Source organism: Synechocystis sp. PCC 7339 (assembly GCF_019924095.1).
GTDB lineage: Bacteria > Cyanobacteriota > Cyanobacteriia > Cyanobacteriales > Microcystaceae > Synechocystis.
The window spans coordinates 1460789-1480275 of record NZ_CP063659.1; the positions used below are offsets into that span (position 1 = coordinate 1460789).

The 19487-nt window shown below is 44.5% G+C and carries 15 protein-coding genes and 1 pseudogene; 7 read left to right on the forward strand and 9 right to left on the reverse strand.

The genetic code is table 11. The annotated features are described in order from the left end of the window. The first annotated feature begins 13 nt into the window (after nt 1-13). Nucleotides 14-2482 carry an endonuclease MutS2 gene (locus IQE94_RS06950; protein WP_212717036.1) on the forward strand — a complete coding sequence of 823 codons (2469 nt, stop codon included), beginning with the start codon at nt 14-16 and terminating at the stop codon, nt 2480-2482. Here IQE94_RS06950 and IQE94_RS06955 read toward each other — a convergent pair. Further along, nucleotides 2470-3354, reverse strand: coding sequence for a LysR family transcriptional regulator (locus tag IQE94_RS06955; RefSeq protein WP_212717038.1), 885 nt, complete (start codon nt 3352-3354; stop codon nt 2470-2472). The two genes, IQE94_RS06950 and IQE94_RS06955, sit on opposite strands and share 13 nt — an antisense overlap. A gap of 129 nt (nt 3355-3483) precedes the next feature. Here IQE94_RS06955 and IQE94_RS06960 point away from each other — a divergent pair, with 129 nt between their 5' ends. Both IQE94_RS06960 and IQE94_RS06965 read left to right on the forward strand, forming a co-directional pair. Then, nucleotides 3484-4182 carry a pirin family protein gene (locus IQE94_RS06960; protein ID WP_212717040.1) on the forward strand — a complete coding sequence of 233 codons (699 nt, stop codon included), beginning with the start codon at nt 3484-3486 and terminating at the stop codon, nt 4180-4182. A gap of 49 nt (nt 4183-4231) precedes the next feature. Continuing rightward, a complete protein-coding gene (locus IQE94_RS06965; protein ID WP_212717042.1) occupies nt 4232-4468 on the forward strand; it encodes a CDGSH iron-sulfur domain-containing protein in 237 nt (78 codons plus the stop codon). Between the two features lie 221 nt (nt 4469-4689). On the opposite strand, the gene IQE94_RS06970 is transcribed toward IQE94_RS06965, so the two are convergent. Then, a complete protein-coding gene (locus IQE94_RS06970; RefSeq protein ID WP_010872297.1) occupies nt 4690-5439 on the reverse strand; it encodes an NYN domain-containing protein in 750 nt (249 codons plus the stop codon). A gap of 324 nt (nt 5440-5763) precedes the next feature. Continuing rightward, the gene (locus tag IQE94_RS06975) at nt 5764-9708 is read right to left on the reverse strand and encodes an AAA domain-containing protein (protein ID WP_212717044.1); all 3945 of its coding nucleotides are present in this window, start codon (nt 9706-9708) and stop codon (nt 5764-5766) included. 102 nt (nt 9709-9810) lie between these two features. Between IQE94_RS06975 and IQE94_RS06980 the strand changes: the two are divergent. Further along, nucleotides 9811-10344, forward strand: a pseudogene (locus IQE94_RS06980) (Rpn family recombination-promoting nuclease/putative transposase); the annotation flags it as partial. A 106-nt stretch (nt 10345-10450) separates the two neighbouring features. On the opposite strand, the gene IQE94_RS18595 reads toward IQE94_RS06980, so the two are convergent. Next, nucleotides 10451-10564 carry a UPF0175 family protein gene (locus IQE94_RS18595; protein WP_249213900.1) on the reverse strand — a complete coding sequence of 38 codons (114 nt, stop codon included), beginning with the start codon at nt 10562-10564 and terminating at the stop codon, nt 10451-10453. Next, complete coding sequence (locus IQE94_RS18600) at nt 10557-10697, reverse strand: UPF0175 family protein (protein ID WP_249213901.1); 141 nt, start codon at nt 10695-10697, stop codon at nt 10557-10559. Before IQE94_RS18600 ends, IQE94_RS18595 begins: the two co-directional genes overlap by 8 nt. 191 nt (nt 10698-10888) lie before the next feature. Here IQE94_RS18600 and IQE94_RS06990 point away from each other — a divergent pair, with 191 nt between their 5' ends. Both IQE94_RS06990 and deoC read left to right on the forward strand, forming a co-directional pair. Continuing rightward, on the forward strand, nt 10889-13342 hold the full coding sequence (locus IQE94_RS06990; protein ID WP_223342967.1) for a GH116 family glycosyl hydrolase: 2454 nt from the start codon (nt 10889-10891) through the stop codon (nt 13340-13342). Nucleotides 13343-13393: 51 nt separating this feature from the next. After that, the gene (deoC, locus tag IQE94_RS06995) at nt 13394-14071 is read left to right on the forward strand and encodes a deoxyribose-phosphate aldolase (RefSeq protein ID WP_212717048.1); all 678 of its coding nucleotides are present in this window, start codon (nt 13394-13396) and stop codon (nt 14069-14071) included. Between the two features lie 6 nt (nt 14072-14077). Here the strand turns inward: deoC and trpD are convergent, their stop codons facing one another. Further along, nucleotides 14078-15124, reverse strand: coding sequence for an anthranilate phosphoribosyltransferase (gene trpD, locus IQE94_RS07000; protein ID WP_223342968.1), 1047 nt, complete (start codon nt 15122-15124; stop codon nt 14078-14080). Between the two features lie 243 nt (nt 15125-15367). Between trpD and IQE94_RS07005 the strand changes: the two genes are divergently transcribed. Next, a complete protein-coding gene (locus IQE94_RS07005) occupies nt 15368-15784 on the forward strand; it encodes a DUF6717 family protein (protein ID WP_212717052.1) in 417 nt (138 codons plus the stop codon). A gap of 168 nt (nt 15785-15952) precedes the next feature. Here IQE94_RS07005 and IQE94_RS07010 read toward each other — a convergent pair whose 3' ends face one another. The 3 genes from IQE94_RS07010 to IQE94_RS07020 form a co-directional block, all read right to left on the reverse strand. Next, nucleotides 15953-16963, reverse strand: coding sequence for a cache domain-containing protein (locus IQE94_RS07010; protein WP_212717054.1), 1011 nt, complete (start codon nt 16961-16963; stop codon nt 15953-15955). 7 nt (nt 16964-16970) lie between these two features. After that, nucleotides 16971-18296, reverse strand: a complete 1326-nt coding sequence (locus IQE94_RS07015) for an ABC transporter substrate-binding protein (RefSeq protein WP_223342969.1) — start codon at nt 18294-18296, stop codon at nt 16971-16973. A 114-nt stretch (nt 18297-18410) separates the two neighbouring features. After that, nucleotides 18411-19481, reverse strand: a complete 1071-nt coding sequence (locus tag IQE94_RS07020; RefSeq protein WP_223342970.1) for an AEC family transporter — start codon at nt 19479-19481, stop codon at nt 18411-18413. Nucleotides 19482-19487: the final 6 nt, after the last annotated feature.

Below are 19487 nucleotides of genomic sequence, written 5' to 3' on the forward strand. Positions count from 1 at the left end.
TAAGAAATAAAGAGTGAGTGATTCCATCAATTTAACCATTGCGGAGGAGACCTTAGCCCTGTTGGAATGGCCGAGACTCTGTCAGCATTTGTCCACCTTTACCCAAACTCCCCTAGGGGCGATCGCCGCCCGCTATTTGTTGCCTCCCGACCAATGGGAGGAAAGTCAGGCCTTGCTGGCCCAGACCCAGGCGGTAGAGCTAATTGAAAATTCGCCGGAAAATAATTGGCATTTCAAAGGTATTGCCGACATTACCGAACCGTTGGCTCGGGTGGAACGGGGAGGCTTGACCACAGGGCTGGAACTGTTGGCGATCGCCGGCACCTTGGCCGGGGTGAGAAGATTGCGGCGGGTCATTGAAGAACGGGATGACCTGGCAATTCTGCAAACCTTGGTGGCGGAAGTAAGAACCCTGCCGGAGTTGGAACAGGCCATCCACCATTGCCTGGGGGAAGATGGCAAAGTGGCGGAGCGGGCCAGCCCTACATTAGGGGAAATTCGCCAAAAATTAAAGGCTCTACGGGAGCAAATTCAGCAAAAACTGCAAAAAATTATCCAGCGCCAAGGCAATGCCCTGCAAGAAGCGGTAATTACCCAACGGGGGGACAGGTTTGTTTTGCCCATCAAAGCGGGTTACAAAGAACAAATGCCCGGCATTGTCCACGACAGTTCCGCCAGCGGTAACACCCTGTATGTGGAACCCCAAGCCATTGTGGAATTGGGCAATAAACTCCGCCAGACCCGTCGCCAGGAGCAAACGGAAGAAGAACGGATTCTGCGGCAACTCAGTGATCAAGTGCTAGAAGTGTTGCCGGATTTGGAACATCTGTTGGCGATCGCCACCCGCTTAGATTTAGCCACAGCCCGAGTTCGTTATAGCTTCTGGTTGGGGGCCCATCCTCCCCAATGGTTGACCCCAGGGGATGAAAAGCCGATTACGTTGCGCCAGTTGCGCCATCCCCTCCTCCATTGGCAAGCAGAAAAAGAAGGGGGAGCCGCTGTGGTCCCCATCACGTTAACCATTGATTCCCGAATTCGGGTCATTGCCATTACCGGACCCAATACGGGGGGCAAAACCGTTACCCTCAAGACTCTGGGTTTGGTGGCCTTGATGGCCAAAGTGGGGTTATATATTCCCGCTAAGGAACCGGTGGAAATGCCCTGGTTTACCCAGATATTGGCAGACATTGGCGATGAACAGTCTTTACAACAAAATCTTTCCACCTTTTCAGGGCATATTTGCCGCATTATCCGCATTTTGCAGGCTTTGCCCTCCGGAGTTCAGGATGGATTGGATCCGGAAATTGACATTCCCAACCATCCAATCTTTCCATCTTTGGTATTGCTGGACGAAGTGGGGGCCGGCACCGATCCCACCGAAGGTAGTGCCCTGGCGATCGCCCTGTTGCGTCACCTGGCGGACCAGCCCTGTTTAACGGTGGCCACCACCCATTACGGGGAACTGAAAGCGCTGAAATATCAAGACGCCCGGTTTGAAAATGCGTCGGTGGAATTTGACGACCAAAGTCTCAGCCCGACCTACCGTTTGCTTTGGGGCATTCCCGGCCGTTCCAACGCCCTGGCGATCGCCCAACGTTTAGGCCTGCCTCTGGCCGTAGTTGAACAGGCCAAGGAAAGACTAGGGGGCTTTTCCGAAGACATTAACCAGGTCATTGCGGGGTTGGAAAATCAGCGACGGGAACAGGAGCAAAAGGCGGCCAATGCTCAAAAATTACTTCAAGAAACGGAAATTTTTTATGAACAGGTTTCCCAAAAAGCGGCTAATTTGCAGGCGAGGGAAAGGGAATTAAAATCCCACCAAGACCAGGAAGTGCAACAGGCGATCGCCGCCGCCAAAGAAGAAATTGCTAAAGTTATTCGCCAACTGCAACGGGGTAAACCCAGTGCCCAGAAAGCCCAACGAGCTACGGAAGCCCTGGGCGAAATCCAAGCTGAGCAAAAGGCCATGGTGGCCATTAAACCACTGGGTTATCAGCCCACGGTGGGGGAAAGAATTCGTATTCCCAGCTTTGGCCAAACCGCCGAAGTGATCCAGGTCAATGGCACGGCCCAAACCGTTAACGTCACCCTGGGTTTGATGAAAATGACTGTGCCCATGGCAGACATTGAATCCCTCGACGGCAAAAAGGTGGAGCCCCCCCCAAAACCGGAATCGACACCGAAAAAAGTGAAAGCTGAGCCCCAAGCAACGGAATCCAAATCCCCCCCTGTGGTGGTGCGTACAGAAAAAAATACCCTGGATTGCCGTGGCGATCGCCTGGAACGGGCCGAATCCCGAGTGGAAAAGGCCCTAAACCAAGCCTTGGATTCGGGAGTGTTGTGGATTATCCATGGCAAAGGCACCGGCAAATTACGCCAAGGGGTGCAGGAATACTTGTCCCACCATCCCCTGGTGAAAAGTTACGCCCTAGCGCCCCAAAATGACGGGGGAGCCGGGGTAACCATTGCTTATTTGCGGTAATGGTCTTGGAGAAACTCAGTCAAGAGTTTAACTTTGGTGGCCAGGTGGCGGTTAACCGGATAAACCAGGGAAACAGTTAATTCCCGTAGGCAATAGTCCGGCAAGATGACCTGCATTTTTCCTGCCGCCAAATAGGGTTGGACAATAAACTGGGGCAACAGCGCAATGCCCAAACCCTGGGCCACGGCGATCGCCAAAGCCTCCCCATTATTTGAGCAAAAACTACCGGAGACCGATATAGTTTCTTCCCCGCCTTGACTGAGCAACTGCCAATGACTGCCCCTGAAATAGCCATAGAGCAGGCAATTATGCTGCTGTAAATCCCCTGGAGTTTTAGGGGTGCCCCAGTGAGCCAAATATTCCGGCGAAGCACATAGCAGTAACTTAGTCTGGAACAAGGGCTGGGAAATTAAGCTGGCGGATGCCACCGGTTGGGCAATGCGAATTAAGAGGTCGTACCCCTCGGCGATCGCATCCACAAATCGATCCTCCAGAGTTAACTGCACTTCCACTTGTGAATGCAAAGCCATAAACTTCGCCACCAGCGGTGCCACGTACATGGTGCCAAAGGTCATGGGCGCATTAATTCGCAACAGACCCTTCGGTTCCCCATGAAGTTGGGACACGGACAACTCCGCTTCCTCCAAATCTGCCAAAATTTGCACCGATTTTTCATAAAAGGCGACCCCGGTCGGCGTGGGAGTAACCTTGCGAGTACTGCGGTGGAGAAGCTGTACTTTAAGCTCATTTTCTAGGGCAATTACCATCTTATTCACCGCCGATCGCCCCAAATTCATTTTCCTCGCCGCCGCCGCAAAACTGCCCTGCCGCACCACCTGGGTAAAAGCATAAATACTTTCAAGTTTGTCCATCGATATCCCTATTGTCCCTATTTTGGATGCAATCTGTATTTAAATTAGCATATTGTCTTTCCTGGAGATACAAACTAGAATGGGAACCAAGGTCACTAACCTCGACCAACAAAAATAACGGAGGTCACCATGATCACACTCCGCCCCTCCGAAGCCCGGGGCCGTGGCAAGCTCGACTGGCTAGATAGTTATTTCAGCTTTTCCTTTTCCCATTACTATGACCCTGCCCACATAAATTTCTCCAACCTGCGGGTCATTAACGAAGACTACATTGCCCCTGGCAAGGGTTTTGCCACCCATGGCCATCAAGACATGGAAATTATCACCTATGTCTTGGAAGGGGAACTAAAACACCAGGACAGCATTGGCAATGGTTCAATTATCCGTCCTGGGGATGTGCAGCGCATGAGTGCCGGCACCGGCATCCTCCATAGCGAATTTAATCCCTCCCCCGACCAGCCTGTTCACCTGTTGCAAATTTGGATCACTCCCAACCGATTGGGGGTGGAACCCAGTTATGAGCAAAAGTTTTTCTCCACTGAGGACAAACAGGGCAAATTACGGCTAGTGGCATCCCCCGATGGTCGAGATGGTTCCGTTACCATCCACCAAGATGCTCACATTTATGCCTCCGTCCTGGAACAGGGAAAAACGGTTAGTTACAGCCTATCTAACCGTCGAGCTTGGCTACAGATTATCCGAGGCAATCTGACATTGAATGGAAAAACCCTGAAAACCGGAGACGGAGCAGGCATTAACGAAGAGCAAGCCATCACCTGTACCGGCCAGGGGGAAGCAACGGAATTTCTACTATTTGACCTACCTTAGTGTTGTCGATTTTACCCAATTTTTACCAATATCCTGAGAGGAGAAAATAATGACTGAACCAACAGTTGCCGAGACAAAACCCATGGTTATGGAGCTTGAAGCCGGAGACTATTATTGGTGTGCCTGCGGCAATTCCACCAACCAACCTTTCTGTGATGGCAAGCATAAAGGTACAGGTTTTACTCCGAAAAAGTTTACCCTGGAGGAATCCCAAAAAGTTGCCCTCTGCCTTTGTAAACACACAGACAATCCCCCCTACTGTGATGGTGCCCACGCCAAACTTTAACCATTTATCAATCGATGATCAAATGTCATAGCTACTAAATTCTATGGTGCATCTTCTGCTCTTATAATAAACTTTTTCAGTGGAAGATGTACTATGTTAAGCTATTGTATATACTCAAATACCGGCTCTACTAATTAGTTTTTATACGCCTACATTGGGAACTACAGCTAGTTTCGTTCCAGTAGAGTATTCAAGTCCTTCGCCTATGGTGCAGTCCATAACTAGGACTTAGATGTGGCGGACTTTTTTTGTCTATTCCTAACGTAAATTGCCCTGTTTTTACGCTCAATTTCAAACAAATCAATCGCCTCAAATAAACTACTTAGCTTGGCATAGCCGTAGTTGCGGGAATCAAAGGATGCTTGGTTTTTGATGTGGCCGCCAATTTCAGCTAAGCTTGACCAGCCATCGTCGTCAATGGTGCTGGAAATGGCACTCCTAAGTAAACTAATTAATTTTGCGTCTTGTTTCAATTCCTTCCCAGTTTTCTTAACACTAGTGGAACTTTGGGTCGCCCCTTCAGAGTTTTCAATTTGATCAATACTTTCCAAGTATAAAAATGTCGAACAAGCATAGACAAAAGGCAAGGGAGTTTTTTTCTCCCCAAAGCCATAAACTTTTAGTCCATTGGTCAAAATCCGCATTACTAAAGGGGTAAAGTCACAATCACTTGACACAATGGCAAAGGCGTCCAACCGTTGGGTGTAGAGCAAATCCATGGCATCAATAATCATGGCGGCATCGGTGGCATTTTTACCCTTGGTGTAATCAAACTGTTGCACGGGACGAATGGCATACTCATGTAAACATTCTTCCCAGGCTTTTAGGTTAGGGCTTTTCCAATTGCCATAGGCTTTACGAATATTGGCTACTCCATACTTGGCAATTTCCGATACGATCGCCTCAATTTTGGACGCAGGGGCATTATCCGCATCAATTAGCAGGGCAATGTTTGATTCCGATTGCGGCATACTTCTCCGACAAGGGACGATTATTTAAGAATTTTAACTCTAATAATAGTCAAGCAATTAATGGAATTATCTTGAAATTGCTCTAATCTCTTCTAGAATCTCTTGCTTTTCGCTGAAGCTTGCATTACCGCCCTGGAGGATGACGTTGGCGCAATGGATGTTGGGATTAGCAGAGTAATTTTCTTCACTAATCTTTATATTCGCTCTTGGTGGGCGAACCTATGATGGCGCACAAAAGTACGCAATTTGTGTAGTACTTAAAATTTCTCCCTCGGAGATTAATAAAAAAGAAATAAACAGCCTTTGAAGGACTTTACTTAATTGTCATTGACTATTTGCTCGGCTGTTTGCAATAGATTGACGATTACGAATTTTTTTAATCGCCAGTTGAATAACGTCATTTATTTTCCTTCCAGAACGCTTAAAGCCAAGTTCTTTACGTGATTGTTTCAATAATTCTTCATCAGTTATTAAACATCCATCAGATAAAATCCACTCAACAATTTGCATTACATCTTCAAGATGGTAACTTCTTAGAGGAATATCAGGTTTAGGATATTTTTCCTGAAGAATATTTACTTCTATTGAAGTTGGTAAAACTTTTGGTAACTTTATGTCAAAATCTTTGACAGCTTCATTAAAAGCTTGGACAGCCCTTTGTATTTCTTCTTCTCTATTATTGAACCAATCTAGAGACCAAATTCGATGAAATCGCCATCCTAAAGATTCGAGATGCTCTTGTCTCAATCGATCTCTATCACGCGCTGTTGGGCTGGAGTGATAGGTAGCACCGTCACATTCAATTGCAAGGACAAATTGCCCCCTCCTCTCAGGATGTTGTGCAACCATATCAATCCGATATTGAGAGACACCCCATTGGGGAATCAAAGGAATATTTTGCGCTTTTAATGCATCAAAAATATCTTGCTCGAAAGGATTAAGAGGAATCTCAGAACAACCTTTATCTCCTAGTATTTTCCCACCTGAACTAGCGTAGGCAAGATAGAGTTTTAATAGTTCAACACCTCTTGCTCTGCTACGATTTAGGTCAATATCATAGTGATCGAATGAAGACACCAAAGTCATTCGATGTCTTGCTCGGGAAATCGCTACGTTAAGGCGACGTTCACCTCCCTGATATAAAAGTGGGCCAAAACGATGGGGCAACTTTCCAGAGCGATCTTTGCCATAGCCAATAGACAAAATAATACTATCTCGTTCATCTCCCTGTACTCTTTCAATGTTTTTCACAAAAAAGCGCTCGTTTTTATCGTCGCTGAAAAACGCACTCAATTCTGGTCTTTGTTTAAGTTCTTGTTCTAGCACAAATTCTATTCTTTGGGCGTGCTTTATTCCCATAGTAATTACCCCTAGGGTATCAGAAGGTGATTCCTGTGCGTGTTTTAAGACCATCTCTACAACGGTCGTAACCTCATTACTTGAGCTTTCTTCTTGACCATCCTCTCCTAATTGATGAGGAATTAAGATATGAAAAATTGCACTTGTGTCTTTTACGCCAGGAAAAGTGATTAAATCATTATTGTAAATATGGTGATTAGAAAATGCGATTAGCTCCTCTGAGCGACTCCGATAATGCCATCTTAATTTCCAGGAATGTAAGAAAGATGATGATAAGTCTAACAGACTTTCAAATCCCTCCATTGAACTAATATCTTCATCACTGTCATCTCCATCAATATTAGTTATGAAAAAATTTGTTGGTGGCAACTGTTTGTTATCACCAGCAATAAGAACCTGTTTTGCTCTCATCAATGAACAAATTGCATCTTCTGGTAAAACTTGACTAGCTTCATCAAAAATGACAACATCAAAATATTGTTTCGCATCTATTAACTGACTTACAGATAGGGGACTAACCATCCAGCAGGGGCGTAAACTTGTTAAGACGTTAGGTGCTTGTCTAATAATTTTTCTTAAAGATAAATGACGCGATTTTTTATTGGCTTCACGTCGAACAATACTTTCTTCTTCTCCATACTTATTCATTGTTTGAACAGCTTTTTCTGCATGTTTTCTTATAACTCTTGATTTTGCCAACTCTAATCTTTTTATGTCTAGTTCACGAAACTCTGATACGATATGGTCATGGCTCTTTCCATCAAAAGTTCTTAAAATAGGTTCTTCGGCATAAATCACTTCTAAACATGAGGTCAACCAAACCCATCTAAATTGGTCTGTTAGTCTAAAACTATTTTCTCCAAATTCTATCTCTTCTTGATTATCTTTAATGTTTTTCAAGAACTTATCTAAACCAAAGTTGATAAGTTTTTGCTTATTAATATTTAATGTTAAGCAGCGCCAGGCAATCTCTTTTTCTGAAATTAACTTTTCCAGTAAGGAAAGCAATTCTTCTAGGGGATACTCTTCTAAATTCCTCTGTTTTACAATAGCATTAAGCCTTGCCAGTTTCTTTGCTAAATCAACTAAACCATCAATATATTCTTTTTTGGGAAAGGTGTTATCCGGAACTAGTGCATTGAATTGTCTCAACTGATCTGAAATTTCTCTCAAGTCTGATACCAGCTTTTCGTCTGAACAATCACCAGCTTTTCTAAGCATTTTTACTCTATCTCTAGACTGGTTTAATGCTGCATTAAATATGTTGAAAATAGTAAACAAACCAGTATCTCTTGAACGAAGATCAGCAATTAGTTTTGGCAAGTTTTCTTTGAAAATTTTATCGTTGTATGAATAAATAGTTTTATTTATTTTTTTTGACAGCACTAATAAACTTGGAAATGATACGATTTTTTCCTTTTTATAGTTTGACAATTTTTCATATAATTCTGCTGCCAAAGCGATCGCACTTTCGACTTCTTGCGTAGAAGTAAAATCTGCTTTTGCCCATCCTGACAAAGAGTTTTCTAGGAAGATATCCAATAGCTTAGAGTTACTAATTTCACTGAGAAGATTTTGAATCTCACCTTGGCTTTCACTGATTTCTTTTAATTTGTCCTTCTCAAATCTAATCTTGGAATGAAAAACTCTTTTCTCTAGTTCCAATAATTCTTCTTGAATCTCACGAATTGACAAATTGTATGGTAAACGCTCTACATGTAATGCTCGCACATAGTTATTTAAAGCATTTCTTCTTTTGATTAAGTCATCGTGAACTTCGCTGAATTGAATTTTACGAACATTAGAAATTAGAGTCAGACTTCCCAAAAATTGCTCCATAATGGATTTTTGCGAAATTTTAGGATTATACAAGTCTAGTGTTAGATGTTCCAATCCAACCTTTGCTAATCTATTTCTGACAACTTCCAATGCGGCTCTTTTTTCTGCTACAAAAAGAACCTTTTTTCCCTCAGCACAAAAGCTAGTAATTAAGTTTGCAATTGTCTGGCTTTTTCCTGTCCCCGGAGGACCTTGAATAATCCCATTTTTTCCTTGGAGTGATGAATGAATAACAATTTGTTGGCTAGAGTCTGCATCAAATATTAAAAACTCATTTTCAGGGTGAATTAAGTCTATCTGCCTGGCATCGCTGTAATCAACGCTTTTCTCATTCCCTTTTATGTTTTGTTGGGCAGATATATCTCCTGCAAGAGCAAGAATCAGACTATTAGAAGACAACAAATCAAAATTTTCTTTTAGATCTCTTACCATAGACATTTTTTGAAAAGAAAAATTACTCAACACCCCATGGTGTCTATCGATCTTAAAACCTGGTAATCCATAAACAATATCTGAAAGTTTTTGGGCTACCGTTTCTATTGGTGGTATTTCATTTTCTGGAATATCAAGCTGACCGTCTAATATTTCTTCTACATTTATCTTATAGCCATATTGATTTTCCAGTGCGTATAATAAAACCGGATTAATTTGTCCTTCTCCTTGGCGTCGTAAACTTATTGACCCCTTTTTTTCTATTGCAATAGGGATTAGTAATAACGGAGCCTGTGGGTTTCTTCCATTATCTTTAGACGTCCATGTAACCATTCCGTAAGATAAGAATAATGTCTTTAGTCCTCTTTCTTCTAAAATATCGATACTGCGTTTATAAATAAATTGAATCTTTTCAAGACTTTCTTTATATTTTTCTTCCTGTTGAAATAAATCTGCTAATTCTACTGACTGTCCTTGCAATAGGGCACTAGTGTTTTCCGTATTTACACCAAATAATTCAAGAGTACCTTTTTGTTTTTGGCGATAAAAGAGTAAGTTGTTGCGACGAGATAAATCCGTTAGCTTCTGAATCCATCGATCACGAGCTTTTTCGATGAGTTTTTGTTGCTGGTGATCCATATCGCTAAACAAGTGCAGAAAAACTAATGATTTTATCGTCTAGCCTTTACTGTAACTTTTCGTTGTGTGACACGTCAAAAGTGTTGATTATTAAGCGCAACAAAGCGTAGTAATAATGACTTGGTTTATCAGGACAGTTTTCAATTAGGGGATACTTTGCATCGTTACCAAGCGATTCGGCTCTGGGAGCAACCATCGGAAGCGTTTCTCCAAAGCCCAGGGCTATTACCCCTGGCAGTATTGACGCAGACCTCTGACCCGGCATTAAAATTGAGGGAAGTGGCGACTGTGCTAGATCAGATTGAGGATAATCGACTCAAGGCAAATCTCATGGCGGCAACCTCAGTTTTTGGAGGAATTCTGCTGGCCCCTGAGCTTATCAAGACAATTTTAAGGAGTGAAATCATGCAAGAATCCGCAGTCTATCAAGAAATCTTACGGGAAGGGGAACAACGAGGTTTACTCAAAGGCAAACTGGAGGGCAAATTAGAGGGGAAACTAGAAGGTCGGCTGGAAGCAAAACTGGAAACCATACCCTTGCTGAAGAAATTGGGCCTGACGATCGCCGAAATTGCCAAGGAGTTAGATATTGATGTTGAACTAGTTAATAAATTCGTTGCTAACCAAAATAATTAAGAGTTGAAATGGTCATTCACCGGAATATGGCTTGATTTATCTTTTGGCGATCGCCTTTTCGATGGGGAACCTAGAAAATTGATGGTGGAGGTGTCACTGACAACAATCACAATCTACCCATTTGTCGGAGGTTTTCAATATCTTGCTCAAAATCATCTATGCCGTAATGCACTGGAATATGACGACTGGCGAGTAGATGCTGGAATGGAACTCTATGCATCTCCGCAAAGCGGGCTGGCTTGGGCCAGGGTCAGTTTTTCTCTCTGAAAGAGCATAACGGCAATTTCCTGGCGCATTTCAGCTTCAGTCATGCGGATTGCCGTCAAAATATCTTCAGGGACAATAACGCTCACAATTTAATTCCTCGATAACAAGCTCATTTTAGGTCTGTGGTTTATTTGACTAGGGCTAATAAAAACAGGGATTGAACGACTATTCATGGCAATAACTGAGTCTATCCTAATCGCTATCCCTTCCCCCATATTCCCGGTTCGATTACCATGATGCAGACAGTTAACTAACCAATCCACCATCCCTGTCCCCAATGTCCTTGTTAGTCCAAAAACCTGAAATTCCAGCCTGCGCTTGGCAACGATCCATTGGTAAGGATTGGGAAAAGCCCTACACTGTACGCTACGCCAGTAACCTTGACGATGGCCCAGACCATGGCATGCCCCTAGGGGGATTTGGGGCCGGTTGCATTGGGCGATCGCCAACGGGGAAATTTAATCTGTGGCATTTGGACGGGGGCAACCATATCTTTAAAAATTTGCCTGCCTGTCAGTTTAGTGTGTACGAACAGGTAGCAGGGGAAGAAGCCCAAGCCTATGCCATGGCCACGGAAGCCCCTGAAGATGGTAGTCTGAGCCGCTGGCAATGGTACCCCAAGGAAAAAGGACAATACAGCGCTCTTTATCCCCGCAGTTGGAACGAATATCAGGGAGTTTTTCAGAGTGAATTAATTTGTGAACAGTTTTCCCCGGTATGGGGCGGCAACTACCAGGAAAGTAGCTATCCCCTAGCGGTTTTTGATTGGACTGTCCACAATCCCACCGATAAACCCATCACCCTAAGCATCATGCTCACCTGGCAGAACAGCGTCGGCTGGTTCACCAATGCCATTAAATCCCCCACTGTCAAACTCCGGGACGACGGTAGCCCAGAGTATGAATATCAACCCCGCTGGGGCGACAGTACGGGCAACTTTAACCAGTGGATCCAGGATGGTTTCCGGGTTGGTTGTTTATTTAATCGGGTACAACCCCACGACGCCCTCCGGGAAGGGGAAGGGCAAATGTGCATCGCCAGCGTTAGTAATCCCAGCGTAGAAGTGTTTTACCATAACCGTTGGAATCCCAGTGGGGATGGGGCCGATGTGTGGGATTGGTTTGCGGGTAATGGCTCCCTACCGGATATCCAGGATGAAACGGCGGCGGAACCAGGGGAACAAATTGCGGGAGCTATCTGTTTACGCTTCACTGTGCGACCAGGAAAAACCAAGAAAATTCCCTTCCTACTCGCTTGGGATTTGCCGATTACGGAATTTGCCGAGGGGGTAACCTATTACCGTCGTTATACAGATTTCTACGGCCGCAACGGCAAAAATGTTTGGTCTATGATCCGCACGGCATTGAAACATGGCGATACCTGGCGGCAAAAAATCGAGGCTTGGCAGGCTCCCATTCTGGACAATCCTCGGTTACCAGATTGGCTCAAAATGGCCCTCTTTAACGAGTTATACCTGTTAACCCAGGGAGGAACCCTGTGGACAGCGGCGACGGAAAATGACCCGGTGGGGCAGTTTGGCGTCTGTGAGTGCATGGACTACCGCTGGTATGAAAGCTTAGATGTGCGGCTTTACGGCTCCTTTGGACTATTGATGCATTGGCCTAAGTTGGAGCAAGCGGTGATGTTGGCGTTTGCCCGGGCCATTCCCACAGAAGATCCCAAGGAACGGGTAATTGGTTATAACCTTTCCCTCGCCCCCCGCAAAGTGAAAAATGCCACTCCCCACGATCTGGGGGCTCCCAACGAGCATCCTTGGGAAAGGAGTAATTACACTGCCTATCAGGACTGTAACCTCTGGAAGGATTTGGGCAGTGACTTTGTTTTACTGGTCTACCGAGACTTTTTACTTTTGCCCGATGCGGACGGGGAATTTTTAGGGGAATGTTGGCCCAGTGTCACAGCGGCGTTGGATTATTTGAAGGAATTTGATCTGGATAACGATGGCATCCCGGAAAATTCCGGTGCTCCGGATCAAACCTTTGACGATTGGCGTTTACAGGGTATTAGTGCCTACTGTGGTGGCTTATGGATTGCGGCCCTGGAGGCGGCGTTGGTGATGGGTAAATACCTGTTGGAAAACCCCCCCCAACAAACGGATCTAGATGCTACGGAAATCGCAACGGCGATCGCCAGGTATGAAACTTGGTTAGCCCAAGCCCGTGGTTTGTATCACGACATCCTTTGGAATGGCGAATACTACGACCTAGATAGTCAAAGCGGCTCCAAGGTGGTGATGGCAGACCAACTCTGTGGGCAATTTTATGCCCGGTTATTAAATCTGCCGGATGTGGTGGAAAATCAGTACGCTGAAAAGGCCTTGGCCAAAGTGTACGATACCTGTTTCCTTAAATTTGCCCATGGGGAACTAGGGGCGGCCAATGGTCTTTTGCCCGACGGTTCCCCCCAAAATCCTAACGATACCCATCCCCTGGAAGTATGGACGGGTATTAACTTCGGTTTAGCGGCCTTTTTGATCCAAATGGGCAAAAAAGAGGAAGCTTTGAAAATGACAGAAACAGTGGTTAACCAGATGTATAGCAATGGTTTGCAGTTCCGCACTCCGGAAGCGATCACTGCGGTGGGCACTTTCCGGGCTAGCCATTACCTACGGGCCATGGCGATCTGGGCTGTGTACGGTTTGTTGGAGGGTTTTGCCAATTTACCCATTGCTCCAGCCGATGACGAGGTGCCCACTAGCGATTTTTATTGAAATCTGCAGGAAAAAGTCCAGTAATTACCCCCGCCCTTGCCATTTGATTCCATGGAAAAATCCCGTCAGTTTGACCTAGCCCCCTACATTGACCACGCCGCCCTAGACCCTGCTACCACCAGTGAGGCGATCGCCGCCTGTTGTGCCCAAGCTCTGCACCATAAATTTGTTGCGGTGTGTCTTTACCCCAGTGCCCTACCCCAGGCAGTGGAATTGTTGCGGGGCAAAAAAGTGGAAATTTGTGCGGTGATTGGTTTTCCCTCCGGGGCTAGCACCAGCAGTAGTAAACTTTATGAGGCCCAGGAAGCAACGGAATTGGGAGCCACCGAATTGGATGTGGTAATTAATTTGGGGCTATTGAAAGACGGCAATATGGAAGCCGTTTACAACGACATTGCCCCCATTGTGGAATCCACAGGGCTAACGGTGAAAGCCATTTTAGAAATGGGTAGGCTAACGGAATCGGAAAAAAGAATAGCGGCGGAAATTTGTTTGGATGCGGGGGTGCAATATCTCAAAACCAGCACCGGCTGGGGTAAGGGGGCTACCGTTGCCGATGTGCGATTGTTACATCAAATCAGTCAAGGACGGGTCGGAATTAAAGCGTCCGGAGGAATTCGCACGGTGGAGCAAGCCATAGACTTAATCGAGGCCGGTGCCACCCGCTTGGGCACTTCCCGGGGAGTGGATTTGATTCAGCAGCAACGACAATTATGGGAACAAAGTTAACTAAACCTAGCCCTCCAGGAATGCTACCAACTGTTGTAGTTTGTCCCAGCCGGCCCCTTGCTTCAAAATATCTTTGGCCAAATCAATACCCTGGCCATGGTCGCCCCAGGGCACGGCATTGCCCACCTGAAAGGCTAACGAGGCATTGAGGGCCACCGCATCAATCTGGGACTGGGTTCCTTTGCCTTGCAAAACCTGGCTGAGGATGGCCTCATTTTCAGCCAATTCCCCTCCCTTTAAGGCGGTCAAAGGAGCCGGAGTTAAACCAAAATCCTGGGGATCCAGCACTTGGGTGGTTACCTCCCCCTGGTTGAAACTAGCTATGTCTGTGGGAGCCCCCAAGCCAGCTTCATCTAATTTCTCCCGACCATGGATCACCAAGGCCCTGGCAGTGCCCAAATTTTTTAAGGCGATCGCCATGACGGAGAGAAAATCCGGTGAATAAACCCCAATTACCTGGCCTGTGGGACGGAGAGGATTGACCAACGGGCCCAACAAATTGAATACAGTGCGGACTTTGAGGGTTTTACGAATGGGAGCCACACTTTTAAGGGCGGGATGCCAACCCGGCGCAAACAAAAAAGTAATACCCACCGCCGACATCGCCTCTGCCACCTGCTCGGGCCCAGCTTGGAGGTTGAGGCCCAACGCTTCTAAGACATCAGCAGAGCCAACTTTGCTAGAAGCCGAACGGTTACCGTGTTTGGCTACTTTCACTCCGCCAGCGGCCACTACAAACGCTACCGCCGTGGAAATATTAAAGGTCGAAGAACCATCCCCCCCGGTGCCACAGGTATCCACTAACGGAGTCACCATCTCCGGTCTTTGAACCCCCTGGGACTGTTCCTGGAGTACCTGGGCCATCCCCGTCAACTCTTCAGGATCTAACCCCTTAGCTTGGATCGCTGCCAGTATAGCTCCGGACAGGGCCGGGGGAATATCATCATCAAGCCAACCCTCCATTAACTGCACCGCCTGTTGACGGGTGAGGGACTGTCGATCCAACAACTGCTGGAGAAAGATGGGCCAATGGGGGGAAGCCGTGGTGTTCACAACAATGAAAAAAATACGAGAAAACTAATTGCCACCCATTTTACGGGTTTAGGCGGCCTTTCCCGTGGGAGTGGCAGAATTTCCAGGTGAATTCCAGGTAAATGACAGCCATTGTCCATACCTTGCTCAAAAGATTTTACCTATGCTGAAACCATCAACCAGTCAAAGGGACAGGATAGATCCCAACGTATCTGCTCGTTTCAGACCGTTTTCTTAGTTTTATTCATCAATTGGTAGAATCCCATGAACAACAGTTTATTTACCATCCAACCCTATTGGTTAGGTCATACTTGGGTTTTTGATGCACCGGAAGTTGGGCTTTGGGCAGAACCGTTTGTAGCTGGAGCTGATGCAGTTTTAACTCAGTTAGTCAAAGCTCGTCTTGGTCTTGAACCCAGGGATGGCTCAATGTTCCAGTTGATTTTTAGTGCCCAGGGTTTTCCTGGCTATCATCTGCAGTTTGAACGTCGAGAAGAAGAATATGGTGGCTATTGGTACACCAGCAAAGATAAGGACTGGGGCTGGCTTTGTCCGGCGACTCTACACTTTTTTCCCAATGGGCATCCGGAAAATTTATACATTAGGGTTTGTCCCATTTTTAATAGTTGCAAAATTGATGCTGTTTCTGTCAACAAAAAAAGCTTGATTTTCTGTGGCTAAAATACGTTCTGTAAATTTAAAGATGGCCATTCATGCTTCTGCATTTATACAGCAAATTCCGGATCGATTTGATATCAACAGAATCGTTGTAACGCTTGCTCGACAAAGGTTTTGCTGTGCTACTTAGATACGGTAACCGCTGTAACTTATGAGGGAAATGATTTAAAATCAAAGTTTAATCAGCAACAACCAGAGGGAGGCCATCACAGTAAACACCAGACCACCAATAAATAATTGCCCAGCACGGAATCTTGCCAAGTGAAACACTTCAGCCTGCTGAACTTCCACTAGTAAGGCAAAGCGATAGGCTGGCAACCAACGGTAAACTCCCAAAACAGGAATTTGTTCATAGTTTAAATACATACCTTGACCAGTTTCCAGCCCTAATGCCCTATTAATGCCATCGCTTTTCAAAGTAGGAATTGAGGTAGAATTTTCAGTATTATTAATAGTATTAATTTGATTTCCTTCTCGATGAATATTATGGCTGACGAAAGTGTTAGTATTTAAAGACAATTTTCCAACTAAGTAACTGTCTATTTTTCCTACTAATTTACTGACATTTTCTCTCGATTTTATAGGTTGGCTAATCCACTGGTCCAGATCAGATAAATTTAAATCTATGGTCAATACTCCAACCCTTGTTTCTGACTGGTCTAATAATGGACTTGCCAGGGTTATCATTGGCAGTTGATTGGTAGCAGACTGGTAAAAATTTGGTGTCAAATCATCAATATTTTCCAGCTTAAAATAGGTTGTGGTATTTTGCAGGGGACGATATTGTCCTTCTTGATCAGGGTCAGTGGAAAAAATAACCATGCCACTATTGGTAATTAACGAAGTGGCTAGGCGTTGCTGATATTTTTCACTAAAGCGTTTGTGTAAGTGGTGGTAGGCTTGTTGATAGTCTGGACTGATATTCACTCCTTCAGTCAGTAAAACAATGGCATTTTTTCTGACTTGAGTATCTGTTAAATCTGTTTTAAAGTCAGTTTTTAATTGATTAAACCAATGATTTGATTGCTCAATTTTTGCTTCTGCCACCTGTGCTAAAAATTCAAAAATGGGCTGAACTACAGCTTGGCGTAGACTAATGTAGGTAATGAAAGCAGTAAAACTAGTGCAGGATAAACAGGCTAGAAGCACATAACTTAGAAACCTGCGTCGCCAGCTTTGCATAGAGAAATTATTTCCATTGACTAAAAATATCAGTTATTTTTTCTATGGCTTGGTCAGCTCCTTTTTCAGGCGTTATTTGATTGGTAGCAATGGCATGAATAACTTCTCCCCAGACGTTTTGGGCTAAAACTTCACTGTAGGCCGGGTTAAGCACCACGTAAGAACTACGGGCGTTGTCGAATTGGGTGATGGCCACTGCAATATGGGGATCTTTGCCACTAGACCAAAATTCATTAGAGGCGATCGCCGGCATGATAGGTAAAAATCGTCCCTGGGCTCCCTGCAAATATGCTTCCAGATTTTCTGTCTTGACCAAAAATGCTACCAAACTTTTTGCTTCCTCTAGGCGATCGGTCTCGGCTAGGATGGCAATTTGTTTAATAGAAGTGACATAGCGCATGGGGGTGTTGTCCGGCTTATTCGGCCAAGGAATTGTCCGCATCCTTCGGAAGTAATTAATTGGATCTCCCTTTTGAGAGCCAGGAATTGAGAGGGAACCATTGGCAGTCATCAAAGTACCATTGCTCAAAAAATTAATATTATTGTCCGGGTCTCCCCATTCTATGGCATTGGGAGGAACAAAATTTTCCAAATAGGGATTAGTATAGTCTTGCAATGCTTTAATAATGCCTTGACGGACTTGGGGATCATGAAAGCGGAGCTTACCTTCATCATCTAAAAGTTGCACATTGTAGGCTTCTAAAAACTGCTCAAATACTGTAAAAGTATCTGTTGCCACCGCAGACATAGGCAAACCAATAGCGTAAATATTGTTAACATTCTGCTTAGTTAAATTTGTTTGAGCAACTTCCCAGAGACGCCAAAAACTATCCCATTCTTTAGGAAGCTTATCATTACTAACTCCTGCCTGAGCTAGTAAATCTTGCCAATAATGGATATAGGTTGTTTGTTGAGAAATGGGGACAGCGTAATAGGAACGCTTTTGAGTTTGATTATTGAAATAATTGACGTTTGTAAGCGCTTCTGGATCGTAGGACTCTTTAATCGGCCCAATGATGCTAGAAACGTCTGCCAATTTTCCCTCCCAAGCTAACCGGGGTAAGAGTACTAGATCAATACTGTAACTATAGATAATATCCGGTGCATTGTCTGCTTTTATGGCATTTTCTACCTGTTGTACCAAATCTTTCTCGCTGAAAAAAGTTATCTGAACATCAACATTATTTTCAGTTTGCCAGGCACTAATAGAAGATTGAATGGCTTCCGTTTCTTCTGGGTAATAACCTTCACTCCACCATACATTTAATACATTATCATCGACAGGAGTTAAAACCGTGTTAACTTGATTTGAATCACAGCTAAATAAGACCAAAGAGCTAAAGGTTACCAAACAAATGGTAATGGGGAAGGATAAAAATCTTGGTAAAATTTTATGCAAAATGTTGATACCAGTCAGTGATTAATGGTGAGTTTTAGGTAACCAAATTTACCAAGTGGTAAAACCCCATAGCCAGAAAGGCAGGGTGAAAAACAACATCAATGAACTTAGCCCCAAGCACGTTACCACTAAATCCCGGTCTAGATCGTAAGCTTCTGCTAGTATGAGGCTGGCAAAAGCAGAGGGCATGGCGGATTGCAGTACCAGGATTAGACGAGGCGGCCCACTGAGTCCAGCGGTGGTCAGGGCCATGGCCATAACTAAGGGAACTAAGAGCATTTTAATCGAGACGGCGCTGAAAGCGATCTTAATGTTGCTCCATGAGTCAAGTTGTTGTAGTCTCATACCCATTAATATTAGAGAAAGCATGATTATTGACCATGCAAACCATCCTAGGGAAAGATCTAACCAGGGAGGAAAGACGATAGAACGCAAGATTAAGCCGAAAATAAAAGCAATTAAAGTAGGATTTTTAACTAAAATGACTAAGTTATTTTGTAACCAACGTACAATTTGCAATAAAGATGATTTAATGGAATGGAACATAGTGGTTTGATCAATGGAAACTGTTGATGATTCAGAGCCAAAGTTTATTACTTTGTTTCGGTTAGTAAGCAAACTGCGACTTGCTAAAATTGTCCCCAAACCATAAGCTGCCAAGAAGGTTCCCAAAAGATCATATAAAATTGCCCAACCAAAATAATCTGGTCCCAGTTGAGGAAGCAATAAAATAATGGGAAAGCCGATGTAGCCAGTATTTCCCACTGTGCTAACGAGAGTAAAACTAGTTTGGGACGCAAGGGAAGGTTTTGGAAAAAAGGTTTGGAGCCAGAGCCAGCTTAAAAAAAGTCCCAGTAAAACTGCGCACCAGGCCACGATGGGGGAGAGCCAAATTCCTCCAGATAAGTTTGTTTTATGAATGAAATTGATTACCCCGAGGGGAACTCCAAACCAAAAGAGAAACTTGCCTAAGTAATTATGAATAATTAAAGAAAGATGATTGTTTTTTAAAAATCTGCCCTGTAATTTTTTAAGCAAAAAACTTAGTAAAATACCAATTAAAATTGCCAGACCTATGGGTAGATAGAGACGGAAAATAATAATCAAGAATGAATTCATTAGTTA